The organism is Pusillimonas sp. SM2304, assembly GCF_031628915.1.
Classification (GTDB): domain Bacteria; phylum Pseudomonadota; class Gammaproteobacteria; order Burkholderiales; family Burkholderiaceae_B; genus Pusillimonas_C.
The window spans coordinates 510,875-527,908 of the sequence record NZ_JAVLUJ010000002.1 but is presented as its reverse complement, the minus strand read 5'-3'; the positions used below and the strand labels follow the sequence as shown (position 1 = coordinate 527,908).

19 protein-coding genes and 1 tRNA gene are annotated in these 17,034 nt (G+C 57.7%); 9 read left to right on the top strand and 11 right to left on the bottom strand.

The window, feature by feature from the left end; all coding sequences use genetic code 11:
- Nucleotides 1–18: 18 nt before the first annotated feature.
- Nucleotides 19–1,161 (bottom strand): MFS transporter, encoded by a 1,143-nt coding sequence (locus RE432_RS11450; protein ID WP_310934212.1) that lies wholly within the window; start codon nucleotides 1,159–1,161, stop codon nucleotides 19–21.
- Between the two features lie 218 nt (nucleotides 1,162–1,379).
- Between RE432_RS11450 and RE432_RS11445 the strand changes: the two genes are divergently transcribed.
- Nucleotides 1,380–2,591, top strand: a complete 1,212-nt coding sequence (locus RE432_RS11445) for an AI-2E family transporter (RefSeq protein WP_310933539.1) — start codon at nucleotides 1,380–1,382, stop codon at nucleotides 2,589–2,591.
- A 58-nt stretch (nucleotides 2,592–2,649) separates the two neighbouring features.
- The gene (locus RE432_RS11440) at nucleotides 2,650–3,711 is read left to right on the top strand and encodes an AI-2E family transporter (RefSeq protein WP_310933538.1); all 1,062 of its coding nucleotides are present in this window, start codon (nucleotides 2,650–2,652) and stop codon (nucleotides 3,709–3,711) included.
- 56 nt (nucleotides 3,712–3,767) lie between these two features.
- Here the strand turns inward: RE432_RS11440 and RE432_RS11435 are convergent, their stop codons facing one another.
- Nucleotides 3,768–4,142, bottom strand: coding sequence for an MAPEG family protein (locus tag RE432_RS11435; RefSeq protein ID WP_310933537.1), 375 nt, complete (start codon nucleotides 4,140–4,142; stop codon nucleotides 3,768–3,770).
- 134 nt (nucleotides 4,143–4,276) lie between these two features.
- Between RE432_RS11435 and RE432_RS11430 the strand changes: the two genes are divergently transcribed.
- Nucleotides 4,277–4,352 (top strand) — tRNA-Thr (locus RE432_RS11430).
- 63 nt (nucleotides 4,353–4,415) lie between these two features.
- Here RE432_RS11430 and RE432_RS11425 read toward each other — a convergent pair.
- From RE432_RS11425 to RE432_RS11400, 6 genes are all read right to left on the bottom strand, one after another.
- A complete protein-coding gene (locus tag RE432_RS11425) occupies nucleotides 4,416–5,330 on the bottom strand; it encodes an SMP-30/gluconolactonase/LRE family protein (protein ID WP_310933536.1) in 915 nt (304 codons plus the stop codon).
- Between the two features lie 58 nt (nucleotides 5,331–5,388).
- Nucleotides 5,389–6,222 (bottom strand): NAD(P)-dependent oxidoreductase, encoded by an 834-nt coding sequence (locus RE432_RS11420; protein WP_310933535.1) that lies wholly within the window; start codon nucleotides 6,220–6,222, stop codon nucleotides 5,389–5,391.
- Between the two features lie 104 nt (nucleotides 6,223–6,326).
- Nucleotides 6,327–7,319: a TRAP transporter substrate-binding protein gene (locus RE432_RS11415; protein WP_310933534.1), complete on the bottom strand. Its 993-nt coding sequence runs from the start codon at nucleotides 7,317–7,319 to the stop codon at nucleotides 6,327–6,329.
- Nucleotides 7,320–7,391: 72 nt separating this feature from the next.
- Nucleotides 7,392–8,663: a TRAP transporter large permease gene (locus RE432_RS11410; protein WP_310933533.1), complete on the bottom strand. Its 1,272-nt coding sequence runs from the start codon at nucleotides 8,661–8,663 to the stop codon at nucleotides 7,392–7,394.
- On the bottom strand, nucleotides 8,660–9,250 hold the full coding sequence (locus tag RE432_RS11405) for a TRAP transporter small permease (protein ID WP_310933532.1): 591 nt from the start codon (nucleotides 9,248–9,250) through the stop codon (nucleotides 8,660–8,662). Before RE432_RS11405 ends, RE432_RS11410 begins: the two co-directional genes overlap by 4 nt.
- Before the next feature lie 127 nt (nucleotides 9,251–9,377).
- Complete coding sequence (locus RE432_RS11400; protein WP_310933531.1) at nucleotides 9,378–10,316, bottom strand: 3-hydroxyacyl-CoA dehydrogenase NAD-binding domain-containing protein; 939 nt, start codon at nucleotides 10,314–10,316, stop codon at nucleotides 9,378–9,380.
- 140 nt (nucleotides 10,317–10,456) lie between these two features.
- Between RE432_RS11400 and RE432_RS11395 the strand changes: the two genes are divergently transcribed.
- The 5 genes from RE432_RS11395 to RE432_RS11375 all read left to right on the top strand — a co-directional run bounded on the left by RE432_RS11395 (nucleotide 10,457) and on the right by RE432_RS11375 (nucleotide 14,115).
- Nucleotides 10,457–11,353, top strand: coding sequence for a LysR family transcriptional regulator (locus RE432_RS11395; protein WP_310933530.1), 897 nt, complete (start codon nucleotides 10,457–10,459; stop codon nucleotides 11,351–11,353).
- A gap of 290 nt (nucleotides 11,354–11,643) precedes the next feature.
- Nucleotides 11,644–11,877, top strand: a complete 234-nt coding sequence (locus RE432_RS11390) for a hypothetical protein (RefSeq protein ID WP_310933529.1) — start codon at nucleotides 11,644–11,646, stop codon at nucleotides 11,875–11,877.
- 148 nt (nucleotides 11,878–12,025) lie between these two features.
- Entirely contained in the window at nucleotides 12,026–12,595 is a 570-nt protein-coding gene (locus RE432_RS11385) for a YkgJ family cysteine cluster protein (RefSeq protein WP_310933528.1), read from the top strand.
- A gap of 31 nt (nucleotides 12,596–12,626) precedes the next feature.
- On the top strand, nucleotides 12,627–13,373 hold the full coding sequence (locus RE432_RS11380) for a transporter substrate-binding domain-containing protein (protein ID WP_310933527.1): 747 nt from the start codon (nucleotides 12,627–12,629) through the stop codon (nucleotides 13,371–13,373).
- Nucleotides 13,374–13,413: 40 nt separating this feature from the next.
- Complete coding sequence (locus RE432_RS11375; RefSeq protein WP_310933526.1) at nucleotides 13,414–14,115, top strand: glutathione S-transferase N-terminal domain-containing protein; 702 nt, start codon at nucleotides 13,414–13,416, stop codon at nucleotides 14,113–14,115.
- Nucleotides 14,116–14,163: 48 nt separating this feature from the next.
- On the opposite strand, the gene RE432_RS11370 is transcribed toward RE432_RS11375, so the two are convergent.
- Genes RE432_RS11370 through RE432_RS11360 form a run of 3 tightly spaced genes read right to left on the bottom strand, consistent with a single transcriptional unit; the run spans nucleotide 14,164 to nucleotide 15,939 of the window.
- Complete coding sequence (locus tag RE432_RS11370) at nucleotides 14,164–14,643, bottom strand: DUF6644 family protein (protein WP_310933525.1); 480 nt, start codon at nucleotides 14,641–14,643, stop codon at nucleotides 14,164–14,166.
- Nucleotides 14,644–14,688: 45 nt separating this feature from the next.
- Nucleotides 14,689–15,039 carry a DUF6152 family protein gene (locus tag RE432_RS11365; protein ID WP_310933524.1) on the bottom strand — a complete coding sequence of 117 codons (351 nt, stop codon included), beginning with the start codon at nucleotides 15,037–15,039 and terminating at the stop codon, nucleotides 14,689–14,691.
- Between the two features lie 48 nt (nucleotides 15,040–15,087).
- Complete coding sequence (locus tag RE432_RS11360) at nucleotides 15,088–15,939, bottom strand: IclR family transcriptional regulator (protein WP_310933523.1); 852 nt, start codon at nucleotides 15,937–15,939, stop codon at nucleotides 15,088–15,090.
- Nucleotides 15,940–16,056: 117 nt separating this feature from the next.
- Here RE432_RS11360 and RE432_RS11355 point away from each other — a divergent pair, with 117 nt between their 5' ends.
- Nucleotides 16,057–17,025, top strand: coding sequence for a tripartite tricarboxylate transporter substrate binding protein (locus tag RE432_RS11355; RefSeq protein ID WP_310933522.1), 969 nt, complete (start codon nucleotides 16,057–16,059; stop codon nucleotides 17,023–17,025).
- Nucleotides 17,026–17,034: the final 9 nt, after the last annotated feature.

Sequence of the window (17,034 nt, the reverse complement as noted above, 5' to 3'; positions counted from 1 at the left end):
CCAGTTATACACCAACTCTCAAGCCCCGCTGCGCATGCGCCACGCCGCAAAACCGAAAATCGCCAGGCCGCCCAGCGCCAGCGTCATGCCGACCCAGGCCGTCGATGTCCAGCCATAGCCGCCGGCAATCGCCAGCCCGCCCAGCCAGGCTCCCAGCGCGTTGGCCATGTTGAATGCGGAATGATTCAAGGAAGCGGCCAGGGTTTGCGCTTTCGGTGCGGCGTCCATCAGCCGGATCTGCAGCGGCGGGCCGATGGCAACACCGCTGCCTATCAACAGCACGCCAACCATGGCCGTCCATGGGTGGCCCGCCATGAATGGGAACAGCGCCAACACCATAATATTCCAGACCAGCAATACGCCGATGGCGCGCATCAGCGCCTGATCCGCCAGCCAACCGCCCACCACATTTCCGATGATCATGCCCATGCCGACAAACGACAGTGCGAACGGAACCAGCACGGCTTGCACGCCCGACACTTCGATCAACGTAGGCGCAATGTAGCTGACAACGCTGAACATGCCGCCGAACCCAATGGCGCCGATGCCCAAAGTCAGCCACACCTGCTCGATCCGCAGCGCGCCCAACTCCCGCATCGGGCTATTCAGCCGCGACGCGGGGGCGTGGGGGACGATGCCCCGCAGCAAAGCCATGGTAATGATCCCGATGATGCCTACGGCGGCAAAGGCAGCCCGCCAGTTCAGGGCCTGCCCCAGCCAGATGGCCAGCGGATTGCCGATCAATACCGCCACCGTCAGGCCCAGCATGACGCGGCCTACCGCCTGCCCCCGCCGGGAAGGCTCGACCATGGACGCGGCCACCAGCGCCGCCACGCCGAAATAGGCGCCATGCGGCATACCGCTAAGGAAGCGGAACAACATGACCGAGCCGTAGGTGGGCGCCAGGGCGCTGGCCAGATTGCCGGCGGCAAATACCGCCATCAGCACGATCAACAGCAGGCGGCGCGGCAATCTGGCCGCGAGCACCGAGATCAGCGGCGCGCCGATCACCACGCCCAGCGCATAGGCGCTGATCAAATAGCCGACTTCGGGCGCGCTGACACCGAAATCGATGGCCATGTCCGGCAGCAGGCCCATGATCGCAAACTCGCCCGTGCCGATGCCGAACCCGCCGACAGCCAGTGAAATCTCTGCCGCCATCCGGCGGCCTTTGCTCAAGGGACGCAAACGGTCCGACGCATGTCCTGACATTAGGGTAAACCAGTAGAAAAGGCGCAAGTATACGCCGTCCGCCCTTTCAGTTGAAGGAAACGGCGGGGCGGCGTATTGTTACACTGGCGCTGCAATCTTGCGCCGCTGTCTTGCATTGCGACACGCCTCAACGACAACGATACCAACAACGCCCAGCGCCAAGGCACATGATGGATCCGATCAAACCGACAGCCGCCGCCACCCTGCCGCTTTCAGCGGAACCCGCCGAGCAGGCCGATGACATCAACCCGATTCCTCTCAGCGCCGTGGTGCCCGAGGTCCCCGGCCGCACGCCCGTGGGCGGCTTGCCGTTGGCCATACTGGCCACCATTGCCCTTATTTTCACCCTGCAATGGGCCAAAGCATTCTTTATTCCCCTGGTATTGGGCATATTGATCGCCTTCACCTTGAATCCGGTGGTCAGCTGGCTGGAGCGCATGCGGCTGCCCCGCATCGTGGCGACCAGCCTGGTCATGCTGGCCTTGCTGGGCTCCAGCACCATGGTCGCCATCTCGGTCTACAACGAGGCGGAATCCATCGTGGACGAGTTGCCGATGGCCAGCTACAAGCTGGCCAATGCCTTCAAGCGCATCAATAATGGCGAGCTTGGCACGCTGGACAAGCTCAGGAGCGCGGCCAATACCCTGAAAGAAGCGGCCAGCCCGACCACACCGGAAGCAGCCATCGCAGGCAATGCCCCTCCCGCGCCGGCGGCCCCCATCGCGCCCGAGATCAACCTGAATGATTTGCTTTGGACCGGTTCGGTCAGCGCCGCCGCTTTCCTGGGCCAGATGAGCATGGTGCTGTTCCTGGTCTTCTTTGCCCTGCTGTCGGGCAATACCTTCAAGCGCAAGCTGGTCAAACTGACCGGGCCATCCCTGACCCGGAAGAAGATCACCGTGCAGATTCTGGACGATATCAACAGCTCCATCCAGAAGTACATGCTGATGCTGTTGGTGACCAACGTGCTGCTGGGCCTCATCAGTTGGGCCATCTGGCACGCCATCGGCCTGGACAACCCCGGCGCCTGGGCGGTCGCTGGCGCCCTGCTTCATATCATTCCCTATTTTGGCTCGCTGCTGGCGGCGGCGGCCACCGGCTTCGCCGCTTTCATGCAGTTCGACTCGTTTTCCATGATGCTGCTTGTGGCGGCCATCGCTCTTGGCGTCGCCAGCTTCGTCGGCATGCTGGTAGCCACCTGGATGACGGGGCGCATCGCCAAGATGAATGCCACCGCCGTTTTCGTCGCCTTGCTGTTCGGCGCCTGGCTGTGGGGCGTCTGGGGCATGCTGCTGTGCGTACCCACCATCATGGTGGTGAAAGCCGTCTCGCAACATGTGGAAGACCTGGAGCCCCTGGCGGAATTGCTCGGCGATTAAGCGGATTTTTCGCATAGAATGAGCAAACTGCGCTAAGCGCCATTCACCCTGAGGATTGATGAACCACTCCAGTCTTTACTTTCGCTCGTTTCTGGTGCTGCTGGCCGCGGTCACCGTCGCCTTCATCTGGATTCTGCTGCCCTATTACGGCGCCATCTTCTGGGGCACGATCCTGGCCATCATCTTCATGCCCCTGAACCGCCGCCTGCTGGGCAAAATGCGCGGCCGCCATAACCTGGCGGCGCTGATCACCCTGCTGGTCATCATCCTGATAGTCATCATTCCCTTGATACTGATCACCGGATCGCTGCTGCAGGAAGGGGCTGCCATTTACAAGCGCATGAGCTCGGGCGAGCTGAATCTGGGCGCCTACTTCGAGCAAATCATGAGCGCGCTGCCCTCGTCCGTGCACGACATACTCATCCGCTTTGGCGTAGGCGACATGTTCAGCCTGCGCGAGAAACTGTCCGCCGGCGCGCTGCAAGGCAGCAAGTTCCTGGCGTCGCAGGCGGTCAACGTAGGCCAGAATACCTTTGAGTTCCTGGTGGGCCTGGGTGTCATGCTGTACCTGCTTTTCTTCCTGTTGCGCGACGGCGGCAACCTAGCCCGCCACAGCAAGCAGTTGATACCCCTTAGCGATGAACACCAGCAACACCTGTTCCGCAAGTTCGCCACCGTGGTCCGCGCCACCGTCAAGGGCAACATCGTTGTCGCCGCCACGCAGGGCGCGCTGGGCGGGCTCATGTTCTGGTTCCTGGGCATACAGGGCGCCCTGTTGTGGGGCGTGCTGATGGCATTTCTGTCGCTGCTGCCCGCCGTGGGCGCCGCCATCATCTGGGTGCCCGTCGCCGTCTATTTCCTGGTGACCGGCGCCATCTGGCAAGGCGTGGTCCTGACCCTGTTCGGCGTACTGGTCATCGGCCTGGTCGACAACGTCCTGCGTCCGCTGCTGGTAGGCAAAGACACGAAAATCCCGGACTACGTCATACTGGTGTCCACCCTGGGGGGCCTGGCCGTATTCGGCCTGAACGGTTTTGTCATCGGCCCGCTGTTCGCCGCCCTGTTCATCGCCTGCTGGGACCTGTTCCCCTCGGCCATCAGAATGAACCAGGAACAATAAACAGGCCAGGCGCATGTGCCGCGGCGCGGCACGCGCCCCGCCCCTGACAAGACGCCTTACGCCCCAGCCAGCAATAGGGCGACATTCACGGCAAAAGCCAGCGCCCACACCGCCGTGCGCAAGGCGCCATAGCCGGCAATATAGATCCCCAGATAGATCAGCCGCAGCACAATCCAGGCAAGCATCAGGCTGAACAGCCAGCCCTGTTCCGCCTCGCCATACAGCGCAAACAAGGCGGCCGCGTAAAAGAACGGCAAGCCTTCAAACAGATTGGCCTGCGCGGCATTGGCCCGCGCCCGCCAGCCCTGCTGGCGCGCCAGCCACGGCCGCGGATCATTATTGTCGTACGCTTTCCCGCCGGCCTTGGAGGCCGCCGCCGCGACAAACGGCAACAAGGCCGCAATCAGAAAAAGCCATGCAATCGAGTTCATATGCCCTCTCCGCGCTATGGATCCGGCTTGCACCGGGACGATGCAAACCGCCATAGCCAAAATATGTATAATAACGGGCTTGGCGCTTACGGCATGCTTATTTTTATCTTGCCATGTGCGCCCAAAGATTCAAAGCCGATGTAGCTCAGTTGGTAGAGCAGCTCATTCGTAATGAGAAGGTCGGGGGTTCGACTCCTCTCATCGGCACCAAGTATTCATGTGGGTTTCCGCACAAAACGGCCTCTTTCGAAGTGGCCGTTTTCTATTATGCCATCACACCCCCGAATACATGACTTGGCCAGACACAGGCATCGGCGCCATCAGAATCGAACCCGACTCGGACTCTGTAATATAAAGCGTTTTACGCTCCGTGCCTCCAAAAGCGATATTCGTTGTCAGATGTCCCAGTGGGGAATTGATGCGCAGCATAGGTTCACCGCGATGGCTGAACAGCCAAACCGCGCCCAAGCCCACATGCGCTACGGCCAGATTACCTTCTTCATCAATAGCCAAACCATCGGGCCCTCCGCCACCTGACAACTGAATATAGGTGCCAACCTTGGTCACATTGCCATCACGGGTGAGAGGAACGCGCCAAATAGCATTTGCCCGTGTTACAGCCACGTAGAGAACAGACTCGCTCGGGTCCAATACTAAGCCGTTAGGGCTGGGTATGTTATCCAACAGGCAATCAACACGGCCATCCGCGCGACGTCTAAACACTCGGCCCGTCTGATCATGCCAGCCGGTCAGGCCTTGATCAGTAAAATAGAGATCCCCATTGGACGCGAATACTAAATCGTTAACCGCCTTGAGCCGCTCAAGGTGGACGCGCTCGAGAACGGGCTTTACCTCACCTGTCTCTGGATCCAGCAGAACAATGCCGCGAGCATAATCTGCAATGAATATCCGCCCATCCTGATGAATTTTCAAGCCATTAGGCTCGCCATCGTACTCGGCTATCAACTCAAACTGACCTTGCGTGTCGATCCGAAACACACGCCCCCAAGGAACATCTACGCAGTACAGGCGGCCTTGCGCATCGAAAGACGGCCCTTCCAACAAGGAGTGCGATGGTTGATTGCCTGGCTGATAGCGATGCCACTCCGAGGTGCCGTCCGGCTTTCTGAATATATCGGGCAGGCGCGCAAATACTTGGGCTTCAATGGCAGGTGGAATCGCGTACATAATGTCTCCGTGGTCACTACGCTAGTGCATGCACTGTAATCATCTCAAAACCAAAAACTCAAGAGATCCGGTCGGTTGTGCCAACAAACTCCAAGGGGCAGTAGAAGCCTCCGTGAAACTGGGCTGCGATGGGATCTTCAGGTATGTTCTTAGCCAGTATCTCTGCCGCAAAAACCTCGGAGTCATCTTGCGGTTCGTAACCTAGAAATTTCACGTTACTGTTATCCCAACGGTTGCGAAGGTTGTTCGACACGCCATAGACAACGGTAAAGTGATACGACGCATGTTCAATGCAGCAACGCGCCAACGCTGCCATATCCCTGTGACTGATCCAGGTCAGCAGCTGCCGGGCTTCGCTCGGTTGATCCGGAGTGCGGAATGTGCCTATTCGCAAGCACGCGACCGACATGCCGTACTTGTCTGCATACATTCGTCCCAATGCTTCGCCAAAAACTTTCGAAACGCCATAGAGCGAGTCAGGCCTTGGCGCTACGGTGTTATCCAGGAACTTTTCCCTTCTATGATAGCCAACGGCATGATTGGAGCTGGCAAAAATAACGCGGGGCACATTTTGAAGACGTGCAGCCTCGAATACATTGAAGCAACCATCGATGTTCATCGGGAGAATTTTTTCCCACGTATCGACACCGGGAATCCCGGCAAGATGGATGACACAATCGATGCCTTGCATGCAACGCGCTACAGAGTCGATATCCCGCACATCTATCGTGCAGATCTCTTCGTTTTCTTGTGCAGGCTCCTGTTCCGCGATGTCGGCCAAGCGCAATAAGGCATAGCGGCCACGTAGGTGCTTGCGTAGGCATTTGCCTATGTTCCCGGCTGCGCCCGTAATCAATACACGTAGGTTCTCAGGTTTTGTAAAGCAAGTCATCGCGCTGTCCGTTCTATCTATTTAAAGGTTGAAAATACCCCGCTGGGGCCCCGTGACCAGCATGAATGCGGTATTCAAGCAGATCACGGAGACTCAGCCGCTGCTTATTTTCCTGCTTTTTCCTTGGCATCCATCAGGGCATCATAGAGTTCCTGCCCGTTGGGTGCATCGCCAACCAGCTTCTTGACGACCGGCTTGGTTGCCTCGACCAAAGAGTCGAGATTATTCGGATAAACAACCGTGACCCCTTTTTCTGCCATGGTCTTCATGCCTTCATCGTAGACCTTATGGTAGTACTCCCGAGCGTAGGCCATTGCTTCGTCCGCTGCCTCTTTAACCATTTTCTGTTCATCGGCAGAAAAAGAATCCCACCGGGTTTTAGACATGATCAATAAAGCGGGGTGAATATTGACATGCGTCATATTGAAGTACTTGGACACCTCGATAAATTTGTCAGACACAAATTGGTCGGGTGTTGTTTCGCCACCATCAATGACTTTTTGCTGCAACGCCAGGTACAGCTCGGAGTAGGCCATCGGCGTAGCTTGCGCACCTAATGCCTGGTAGCTTTCCACGTATCCTGGCGACTGGATGACACGTATTTTCATGCCTTTCAGATCATCAGCGGAATTAATGGCTCTATTGCCAAACACATTGCGCTCGATCGCGGAAAACCAGCCCAAACCAACCAGGCCATACTTGGGAAGGATATCCAGAAATTTGTCGCCGGCAGGCCCGTTCAGAATTTCATTGGCTTGCGCAACGTTGTCAAACAGGAAAGGAGCATCAAAAACCAGGAATTCCTTTACAACGTTATTCAAGGTCGGCTGGCCCGTTACAAACAAGTCTGTAGCACCCGCTATGGCACCTTGAATCATGGTCAGCTCGCCGCCCAACTGCGAGTGTGGGAACACCGTCACATTGATTTTTCCGTTAGATTTTTCCTTCAGGATATCGGCGAATTTTTGTGTACCCACATGGAAAGGGCTGTCTGTCGTAAGCGTATGGCCCACATCCATGTTCAAAGCATAAGACGGCGTCGCAAGCATGAGCGCGCTGAGTGCGCCTGCACCGATCAATTTTTTAAATACATTCACTTTATGTCTCCTTAGTGGTATTGACATCACATTCTTAAAATGCCGAATAAACAACCGATTGATGGTTTCGATCTATAAGAAAAAGGTACTGAGTGCGGGAACATACGAGATAATCAAGATATCGATCACGAGCACCGTAAGGAAAATCACCAGATGCCGCGCCAGTTGATGCATCTTCAGTTGGGCAACCTCACACACCACAAACAGATTGACACCCACCGGTGGCGTGACCATGCCCACAGCAAGATTCGTAATGACAATCATGCCAAAATGGACGGGATCTATGCCGAAACTCACGCTGATCGGAGCCAGAATGGGCACAATGATCAAGATGGCCGCCAATGCCTCGATAAACATGCCAACGATGAACAACATTGCGTTCACCAACAGCAAGAACACAATCGGATTGGTTGTTATCGATCCAAGCGCGGCCGCTACGCGTTGCGGTACTTGATTAATCGTCAGCAAATACGCAAACACTGCAGCAAAAGCAACAATCAACAATATGATTGACGACATGACTGCGGCCCGCGCAAAAATGCCAAGCAGATTCTTCAGCGTTATTTCCTTGTAAACAAACATCCCCAGGAACAAACCGTAAAGAACTGCGATACAAGAAGCTTCGGTGGCCGTAAACAAACCGCCATATATTCCTCCCAAAATGATCACAGGCATCATCAGTGCAAGCGTGGCATCCCGCAAGGCCACCAAGACCCCTTTAGTCCAGTCATTCAGACTGATCGGGCTGACTTCGTCAAAGCCTTTGATGCGGGCGATCACGCAGACGGTCAGTATCAGTGAAATGGTGATCAGAATGCCAGGCAGGATTCCGGCGATGAACAGGGATCCGACAGAGACATTGGCCGTCAACGCATAGACGATCATTGGAATCGAAGGCGGAATAATGGCACCCAGCTCGCCAGATGACGCGGCAATAGACGCAGCAAATGATCGCGGATAGCCTTTCTTCTCCATTTCCGGAATCAATACAGAGCCGATTGCGGCGGTTGTCGCCGAGGATGATCCTGACACGGTGGCAAACAGCAAAGACGTCAAGACGGCAACGGCGCCAAGCCCTCCCCTAATCCAGCCGACAAAGGCGTTCGCCAACTGGACCAATCGCCGTGCGACGCCGCCCGATTGCATGAGGTGGCCCGCAAGTATGAAAAAAGGCACCGCCATCAAGCTGAACGAATCCAGCGACTGGAAGGCCATCTGCACCACGATCAAAAGAGAACGCTCGCCTGCCTGCAATGCAAGCGCCGCCGACAGCCCCAATGCCGTCATGATGGGCGCGCCAACCAGCATAATTAAAAAGAATGACAAACTCAGAATAACGATCATAATGCCCCCTCGACACTATGCTTGATTTCCATCGCCTCTTCGATTTCCGCCGATTCTTGCTGGGGCGATTGCACATTCAGCAGTTCTCTCACTGCGTGCGTGAGGGTATTTGCACACATGAGGACGCATCCTATACACATCAATGTATAAACATAGGCCATGGGCACCTCCATCGCAGGCGACGATTGCCTTAAACCGAGCCCAATCAATTGGGTGGATTTCCAGACGAGCAACAGCGCGAGCACCAATGTCATGATGTGAGACAGAAAGCGCAGCCAACGGGCAATACGTTCCGGAATCACACTGATAAAGACATCGACGCCAATCAGGCGCAGGTAATATGCAGCGACCGCGCCACCAATGAAAACGCTCCCGACCATCATGTAGCGGCCCAGTTCTTCGGCCCATGGCACAGACAGAGGGATGCCGGTATAGGTGTACAGAAGCCGCGCAAAGACGGAAATGGAAATGGACATGACCATGCCTAAAAGAAAAAGGCCTGCGCATTTTTCCGCGATATTGTTGACCGACGTCATTATTCGCTGCCAGTTTCGGAATGTATTGCGTGAGGAAGCAGATCCACTCATGTCCTTTCCTCCTTCTTCTTGCCTCGTTTCATTAGATCTCCTCTTTTTATCTAATTTGAATCCGTGTTGTACGCGGCATGCTGATCATTTTCTTGTTTTCTATGCCGAATGCGCCATGGGGCGCCAGTTAATGGCCAACCTCTTCGTCCGAAAGAATGCGTGCGGCCTTGAGTAAGGCTGCCTCATACCGTTTCTGTTCAACCGCTACCTGCTCAGGGGTCCATTGATAGAAGCCGCGCAATGATGCCGACTTCACACCGATATGCCCATTGGCCACCAACTGGCGCATATGAGCACTTGGCTCTTGATCGGTACGTAAGTAGGGATACATGGTCGCCGCCGCGGCGCAGTGGATATCGATTCCCGCCAGGTCTTTTTGCAATAGAGGGCCAGCGGCAATGTACCGAAATCCAAATCCATAACGAACCGCGGCATCGACATCTTCTGGGGACGCGAAATCCTCTTCGACCAAGGCAATGGCTTCCCGCATCAATGCATGCTGAATCCGATTGGCCAGAAATCCTGGAATGTCTCGCTTGACCCGGATAGGCTTCTTTCCGACTGCCCGCATGATCTCGCTGACCCGCACAGCGGTCGGCTCGTCAGAGGCTTGACTACTGATCACCTCAACGGCAGGCACTAAATGGGCCGGCATAAAAAAATGCAGACCAAGCATCCGGCTTTGCGTCGCCAAACCTTTCCCAATCTGGCCTATTGGGAAACTTGATGAATTGCTTGTCAACGGGGTCGGCGCCGGACATAAGGCTTCGATTTCGGCAAAGACCGCCTGTTTAAGCGCGAGGTCCTCGAACACACATTCAATGACAATATCAACATCAGCCCAGTCGACATCCACTAACGCACCGCAAATGATGGACGGGATTTCACGACCACTTGCTCCAAGAGTTTGCGCAGCCGCATCGATTCTTCCTGGCAGCCCAAGTCGTACCAATTCATCTGTTTCAACCACGTAGGCAGTCCATCCGGCCACGTTGAAAATGGCCGCCACTGCGCAACCCATTGTGCCTCCACCCACCACAACAACCTTATTAACAAAGCGCGTCATTTTTGTTCCTGGTTATAGGCCTAGTTAAGTGCTTGCACGACAATATACAGAGATGCATGTAATTGGTAAAATTCAAATAAACGAATAGAGTTTTTAAAAAAATAAATAACTTGTTTGTGTCCTCATGAAATGGAGTTTCGATGATGTTGGGTGATCTCAAGCAACTTCGTGCGTTTCTCGCTATCGCGCGCCTGGGCAATTTCACTAGGGCCGCGTACGAGCTAAATATCTCGCAATCTGCTTTGACCATACAAATCCAGCAGCTTGAAACGCATTTGTGCACGCGCCTGTTCGATCGCAACCGTCGAAGCGTAAGCTTGACACCTCAAGGCTTGGAACTCTTTCCCCGGATTGAGCACCTGGTTGCCGAAATCGAAGACCTCGTCACCTACGCCCGTGATACAAGCGATCCAGAACGCGGCACGGTGACCGTTGCCGCTTTGCCTTCACTGGCTGCGGGTCTGCTACCCCACGCCATACATCGGCTAAAACGCGACTATCCTCGTATCACTGTCCGTATACGGGACACCGTTGCCGCTCGTCTTACCGATATGATCCGAAACGGAGACGTTGACTTTGGTGTTGGCAGCCCGGTGAAACGTGATCAGGAGTTAGTCTGGGAAAAATTGATGACTGACCGCTTCTTCGCTTTCGTCGCCCGGGACTACCCATGGACGACACGCGACACGGTGACACTAAAAGATTTAACTGATCCCCCTCTCATTCTTCCCGTTAGAGAAAGCAGCATCCGCATGCACATTGAAGCCGCTGCCGACAAGAAGAAAATTTCACTACCCGCAACGTATGAGGCTGTCTATAACTCGACGATCATGGCGATGGCGGCACAAGGACTCGGGGTAGCCATCCTCTCCGAGCTGGTCGTGCGCGGCGGAGACACAAGCCGCTTGCGGCGCATTTCGATCAGCAACCCACCTCTATACCGATATATCGGTATCTTGCGACGGGCGGGACGATCGTTGTCCCGACCCGCCGAGCTGCTCGTTGCCGCACTGCGAGATGTTTCAAGCAAAAATTGATGGCATATCGCTCACCGCGCTTCTGCTAGCCGCTTACTCGTATAACGGGTTTACCGTAGCCCTAAATATTTTTACAACCACGCCGTTAACTTGGTCTGACGTGTCACCGCCATACCAAAAATGAAGAAAACCATCTTGGCCGCTGTCATCGGACTCGTTGCTGTCCCGCTGCCCTGACCCCCCTGTCAGGTGCAGGGCGACCGCCCCCCGAAAGACACCGCCTTCATGGGCCGGCGCAAAACGTCACCATGTAGCTGTTATCCAAACACAAAAACACTCAGGAGGTAACTGTGGATTCAGACAATTTACGCTTGGCGTACAAAATCGAGACCGACACGATCACCGGCATCACCGTCAACACGACCCACCCCGCGTCGGCGCCCGTGCCGGTGCTTGGCGATCATATTTTCCTGGCGCCGGAAGCTCATCTGGCCGATACGTACACCGTCAAGTCCAGGAACTTCATCTATTCCAATCGAGGCGTTTTGATCGGGGTCGAACTGACTGTGGGCGCGCGCGGATAAGTAAACGAAAAAAATCATCGATACACACGGCTGGCCCCGCATGAGCGCATGAATGCGCCATGCATAGTGGCGGAAGAACGGACGGCTGAACCTCCCCGGCACTTGGTTTAAAATTGCTTCCCGCTTTTTTACAGGGCCCCGCCCCATCATGAAACCCACGCGCAACCCTTCTGCGCAACGCCGTGTCATCGCCATTGCGGATGTCCGTGCGAGCCGGCCAGGCAGTCCCGCCAACACGGCGGCGGGCATCAAGGCGCAGCCGCTTCCCCCGGGCTCCATACCGTCGCGCCGCGCGGCGGCGGCCAATGACACCACGGCTTACAACCCTTGCCTGAGTTGCGGCGCCTGCTGTGCGCATTTTCGGGTGTCGTTCTACTGTGGTGAAATCGCCGGCGAAAGCGGCGGGACGGTGCCGCCGGAGCTGGTGACACAGGTCAGCCCTTTGCGCGGCTGCATGAAAGGCACGGAATACGGCGGCAAGCCTTGCATCGCCCTGCGTGGCGAACTGGGCCGGGAAGGCATCCATTGCGCCATTTACGAGCAGCGTCCATCGCCGTGCCGGGAGTTTTCGCCCTGGCTTGAGCACGGCGAGCCGAATCCGGACTGTCAACGCGTGCGCGGGGCGATAGGCTTGCCGCCCTTGCCGCCCCGCACGCACGACGATGATGACCAGACCCCCACCCATACCCCGCCGCGACGCGGCGATGTAGCGGCCTGACCCGCCAACCGCTTAAGGTATTATTAGCATCATGACTACACCTCTATCCGATGCGCGCAGCAGCCTGCTCTCGCATGGCAAGCTGCGGGTTGCCATCAACTATGGCAATCCTGTATTGGCCCAGAAAGATGCCGCGGGCGAACCGGCAGGCGTGTCCGCCGCCTTGGCGCGGGCGCTGGCACAGCGCCTTGACGCGGATATCGAATTCATCGCCTTTACCGGTGCCGGCAACGTGGTCGATGCCGCCAAAGACGACGTCTGGGATGTGGGCTTCCTGGCGATTGACCCCTTGCGTGCGCAAGAAGTCGCCTTTACCTCGCCCTACGTCATTATCGAAGGCACTTACCTGGTCAGGGAAGACGCCCCTTTTCGCGTGCTGGCCGACCTGGATGCGCAGGGCGTGCGCATCGCCGTCGGCAAAGGCGCGGCCTACGACCTGTTCCTGAGCCGCGAACTGAAGCAGGCCGAGCTTGTACGGGCCGGCACGTCGGCGGCCGCGGTCGATCTGTTTCTGGACCAATCATTGGATGCCGCGGCCGGTGTGCGGCAGCCCCTAGAGGCGGCGGCCCGGCAAGTGCCGGGGCTGAAAGTGCTGCCGGGTTACTTCACCGCGATTCGCCAGGCCATGGCCGTGCCTGCCAGACAGCGGGCGGCGCACGCCTATCTGCAATCTTTCATCGAAGAGATGAAAGCATCGGGCTTCGTCGCCCAGGCACTGCAAGACAGCGGCCAGGGAGACGCCACGGTCGCGCCCCCAGAGCCCTCCGCAACACGGTAACTCAAGGGGCGGGGCCTTACTTCTGTTCAAAGGATGCAAAGTGACTGATCTTTCTGCTTTTCCCATTACCCGGAAATGGCCTGCACAGCATGCCGATCGTATCCAGCTGTATTCCCTGCCGACCCCCAATGGGGTGAAAGCCTCCATCATGCTGGAAGAAACCGGCCTGCCGTATGAACCCCATCTGGTCAGCTTCGACACCAACGATCAGACGTCGCCCGAGTTCCTGTCGCTGAATCCGAACAATAAAATTCCGGCCATGCTCGACCCCAACGGTCCCGACGGCAAGCCGTTGGCGCTGTTCGAGTCCGGCGCCATCCTCATTTACCTGGCCGACAAGACAGGGCAGTTCATGCCCGAGCAACTGGCGCGGCGCTATGAAACCATTCAGTGGCTGATGTTCCAGATGGGCGGTATTGGCCCGATGTTCGGCCAGTTGGGATTCTTCCACCGCTTCGCCGGCAAGGAATATGAAGACAAGCGCCCGCGCGACCGTTATGTGGCCGAGTCAAAACGCCTGCTGGGCGTGCTTGACCAGCGTCTGGCCGGCCGCCAGTGGATCATGGGGGATGACTACACGATTGCCGATATCGCGACCTTGCCGTGGGTGCGCAACCTGATCGGCTTTTACGAGGCGGGCGACCTGGTAGGGATCAATGACTTTCCCAATGTCACGCGCGTACTGGAAGCCTTTGTTGCCCGCGAAGCCGTTGCCAAAGGCTTGCTGATCCCCGGCCGCTAGTCTTCGGGGGCATCCGCGCACGCTTGTGCGGCCCGGTGGCGGGCGCCGTCACATATACGCCAGCAAGCGCCCCAGGCAGGCGGCGGCCACCCATAACAGCAACGATGCGCCCGCCTGCAGGCGGGCGCGCAGCGGCGGCGTGCTGTCCCAGCGGGCCAAGCGGCCCGCCCATAAAAAACGGAAGGCGATTGCGTTGACCACGCCCAGCGCAATGCACGCCATCTTGGGTATGAACAAAGGGTTCCGCAGCAAAGGGGCGGCATCGGCGGCAAACAGCAGAGCACCGGTTCCCAGCAGTATCAGCAAGCCGGCCGCGGCCAAGGGCGTGAGCAAAGCGGAGACTTCCGGCATTGGCAGGCGCCGCCCGACGCCCAGCAGCCGCAAGTCCAGCAACAGCATGGCGCCCAGCAGCAACACCAGCCCCAGCACATGCAGCAGATTGACTGCCGGGTACGCAAACGCCGAAGTCCGCATCCACCCGCCCAGGGGCGAAGCTTCCAGCCAGATAGCCCAATCAGCCGGATTCACAAGCAAGCCTTGCAGCCGGCATCCGTCACGCCCATGCCGCAGCCGTCAACGCAGCTCGATGGTCTTGCCATCGACCGTGATGCGTTCGGCCCGTATTTCGTGGACGCCGTCCCGGCGCGGATAACCTTCGATAATCACGGTCTTGCCCGCCGTCAAGGCTTTGTCGGGCAGCCCCCGGGACTCCATGCGGCGCGTCGGGGCCAGGATGACGTCCCAGCGATTGCCTTGATACTCGACGACGACTTCAGCATGAGGATTGCGATACTGCACCTCGACCAGAGGCGCTTCTATCTTGACCGCCTTGCCGGCATCGTAAGCGCTCCAGCCGTGGTGCGCGGCGGCCGGACTCGACAATACGGTGAATGCAGCAGCGCAAAGCATGGATTTCATATTCATGTCGGGCTCCCCAGAATTGTTCGGCGACGATGTGATTATAGAGGTCTCTCAGCGCCTGGACAGCGGTGGCGAAAGCTGATGGACGATCTGGCTCAGGCTATCGGCAATCTCGGCTTTCAGGCGCGCCTCGGGCAAGATATTGGCAGGCCCGCCGCAACTCAGCACAAACGTACCTTCGCCCGTCAGGGTGGCAAAAGGCGCGGCCGCGGCATGGATGCCCGGCTGCCAGTCGCCGACGCCGAAACAGCATCCGCTGGCCTCGAACTCCCGGCATGCTTTCGACACCATCCTGGGCGGCAATAGGCCGGGCTCCAGGGTTTGCAGGAGCTGGGCGCGCTCCGGCGCCGGAAGGCTGGCCAGGTAAGCCCGGCCCATGGTGCTGTTCATGCCGACGCGATAGCCCACCGGCAAACGCAAATACAAAGCCGACGACCCATGCACCGCTTCTATATAGGTCATGGCTTCGCCGTCGAACGCCCCCAGCGCCACGGCAGCGCCCGTCGTCCGGGCAAGGGTCTCCATCAAGGGCCGGGCAAGCTGGCGCACTTCCTGGTTGGCCAGGCAGCCAAACCCCAGCGCCAGCACGCCGTAGCTGGGCGAATAGCGCCCCGTGTCCGGGTGGTAACGCAAGTATCCCAGCGTGGTCAAGGTATACACGATGCGGCTGATGGTCGATTTGGCTAGGCCCGTGCGTTCAGAAAGCTCGAGATTGCCTAACGACGCTACCCCGGGATCAAAACACCGCATCACCTGCAAGCCGCGCGCCAAGGCGTCGACAAAGTTGGGCGACGACGCGCCGGCCTGATCAGGCTGGCGCTTGCGCCGGGCCGGTCGCCTGGGCGCTTGCGGGTCTTGCGCTATGGGTTCGGAGGCATTGGAACGGCCGGAAAAGGTTTGCATTTAGCGCTTGAAACTCTTATATTGAAAACAACAAAAGGAATTGAATTCCATTGTACGGAATTTAAAATTTTTGTACAGATAAATCCTGCAGCACCCCCTATCCCCCAGGAGACAAGCATGTTTAAAACGGGCACCCGCCTTCTCGCAGCAACCCTGCTCAGCAGCCTCGTCGGCGTCGCCTCCGCGGCAGGCTTCCCAGACCGCGCCATAACGGTCGTGACGCCATTTCCCGCCGGCGGCGCAACCGATGCCTTGACCCGAGTCCTGACGGAACACATGGGCAAAACGCTGGGGCAATCGCTTATTGTGGAAAACCGCGCGGGGGCGGCCACGACCATTGGCGCCTCCTATGCAGCGCGTGCGAACCCCGATGGCTACACCATCCTGCTGGCCACCAACTCCACGCTGGTCACCAACCGCTATCTGTACAAGACCCTGTCCTACGATCCCGATGCTTTTGCGCCCATCGGGATGATAGGCATCGGTCCCATGGTGCTGCTTGCCGCCAAAAAGCATGAATTCAAGTCCGTGGCCGATGTCGTGGGCTACGCCAAGAAGCAGCCCGATTCCCTGAGCATCGCGTCGTTCGGCGCAGGCACGTCGTCACACTTGGCGGCGGAGTATTTCCAGCAGTTGGCCGATATAAAAATGCTGCATGTGCCCTTCAAGGGCTCGACCCAGGCCCTGCCGCAATTGATCAACGGCGATGTCGATGTCTTCTTCGACATGGTCTCGACCGGCATGCCGCAGGTGGACGCCGGCAAGGTCGACGTGGTGGCCATCACCAGCAAGAACCGCCTGACCTCCCTGCCCAAGCTCCCCACTGTCAGCGAAGCCGGGTACGCAGGTTTTGAAATGACCGCATGGTTCACCCTGGTCGCGCCCCCCGGCACGCCTTCCGACGTCACAGCCACCCTGCGCGAAGCGCTGCAGGCCGCCCTTAAGGACGAGTCAATCCGCCAGCGCCTGCTCACCATGGGCATCGAGCCCGGCGACGGCTCGGCAGAAGCATTGACCCGGCAAATTCAGACTGAACGGCCCATCATCGAGTCGCTCGTCAAGCGTGCGGGCATCGTCGTTCAGTAAGCATCTTTC

Bases quoted from the DNA above. Each gene is read 5' to 3' on its own strand.
- RE432_RS11420 (WP_310933535.1), bottom strand. From the start codon at position 6,222: ATGACTTGCTTTACAAAACCTGAGAACCTACGTGTATTGATTACGGGC.
- RE432_RS11365 (WP_310933524.1), bottom strand. From the start codon at position 15,039: ATGAATATGAAATCCATGCTTTGCGCTGCTGCATTCACCGTATTGTCG.
- RE432_RS11435 (WP_310933537.1), bottom strand. From the start codon at position 4,142: ATGAACTCGATTGCATGGCTTTTTCTGATTGCGGCCTTGTTGCCGTTT.
- RE432_RS11405 (WP_310933532.1), bottom strand. From the start codon at position 9,250: ATGAGTGGATCTGCTTCCTCACGCAATACATTCCGAAACTGGCAGCGA.
- RE432_RS11355 (WP_310933522.1), top strand. From the start codon at position 16,057: ATGTTTAAAACGGGCACCCGCCTTCTCGCAGCAACCCTGCTCAGCAGC.
- RE432_RS11425 (WP_310933536.1), bottom strand. From the start codon at position 5,330: ATGTACGCGATTCCACCTGCCATTGAAGCCCAAGTATTTGCGCGCCTG.
- RE432_RS11450 (WP_310934212.1), bottom strand. From the start codon at position 1,161: ATGGCGGCAGAGATTTCACTGGCTGTCGGCGGGTTCGGCATCGGCACG.
- RE432_RS11360 (WP_310933523.1), bottom strand. From the start codon at position 15,939: ATGCAAACCTTTTCCGGCCGTTCCAATGCCTCCGAACCCATAGCGCAA.
- RE432_RS11445 (WP_310933539.1), top strand. From the start codon at position 1,380: ATGATGGATCCGATCAAACCGACAGCCGCCGCCACCCTGCCGCTTTCA.
- RE432_RS11440 (WP_310933538.1), top strand. From the start codon at position 2,650: ATGAACCACTCCAGTCTTTACTTTCGCTCGTTTCTGGTGCTGCTGGCC.
- RE432_RS11410 (WP_310933533.1), bottom strand. From the start codon at position 8,663: ATGATCGTTATTCTGAGTTTGTCATTCTTTTTAATTATGCTGGTTGGC.
- RE432_RS11380 (WP_310933527.1), top strand. From the start codon at position 12,627: ATGACTACACCTCTATCCGATGCGCGCAGCAGCCTGCTCTCGCATGGC.
- RE432_RS11385 (WP_310933528.1), top strand. From the start codon at position 12,026: ATGAAACCCACGCGCAACCCTTCTGCGCAACGCCGTGTCATCGCCATT.
- RE432_RS11400 (WP_310933531.1), bottom strand. From the start codon at position 10,316: ATGACGCGCTTTGTTAATAAGGTTGTTGTGGTGGGTGGAGGCACAATG.
- RE432_RS11395 (WP_310933530.1), top strand. From the start codon at position 10,457: ATGATGTTGGGTGATCTCAAGCAACTTCGTGCGTTTCTCGCTATCGCG.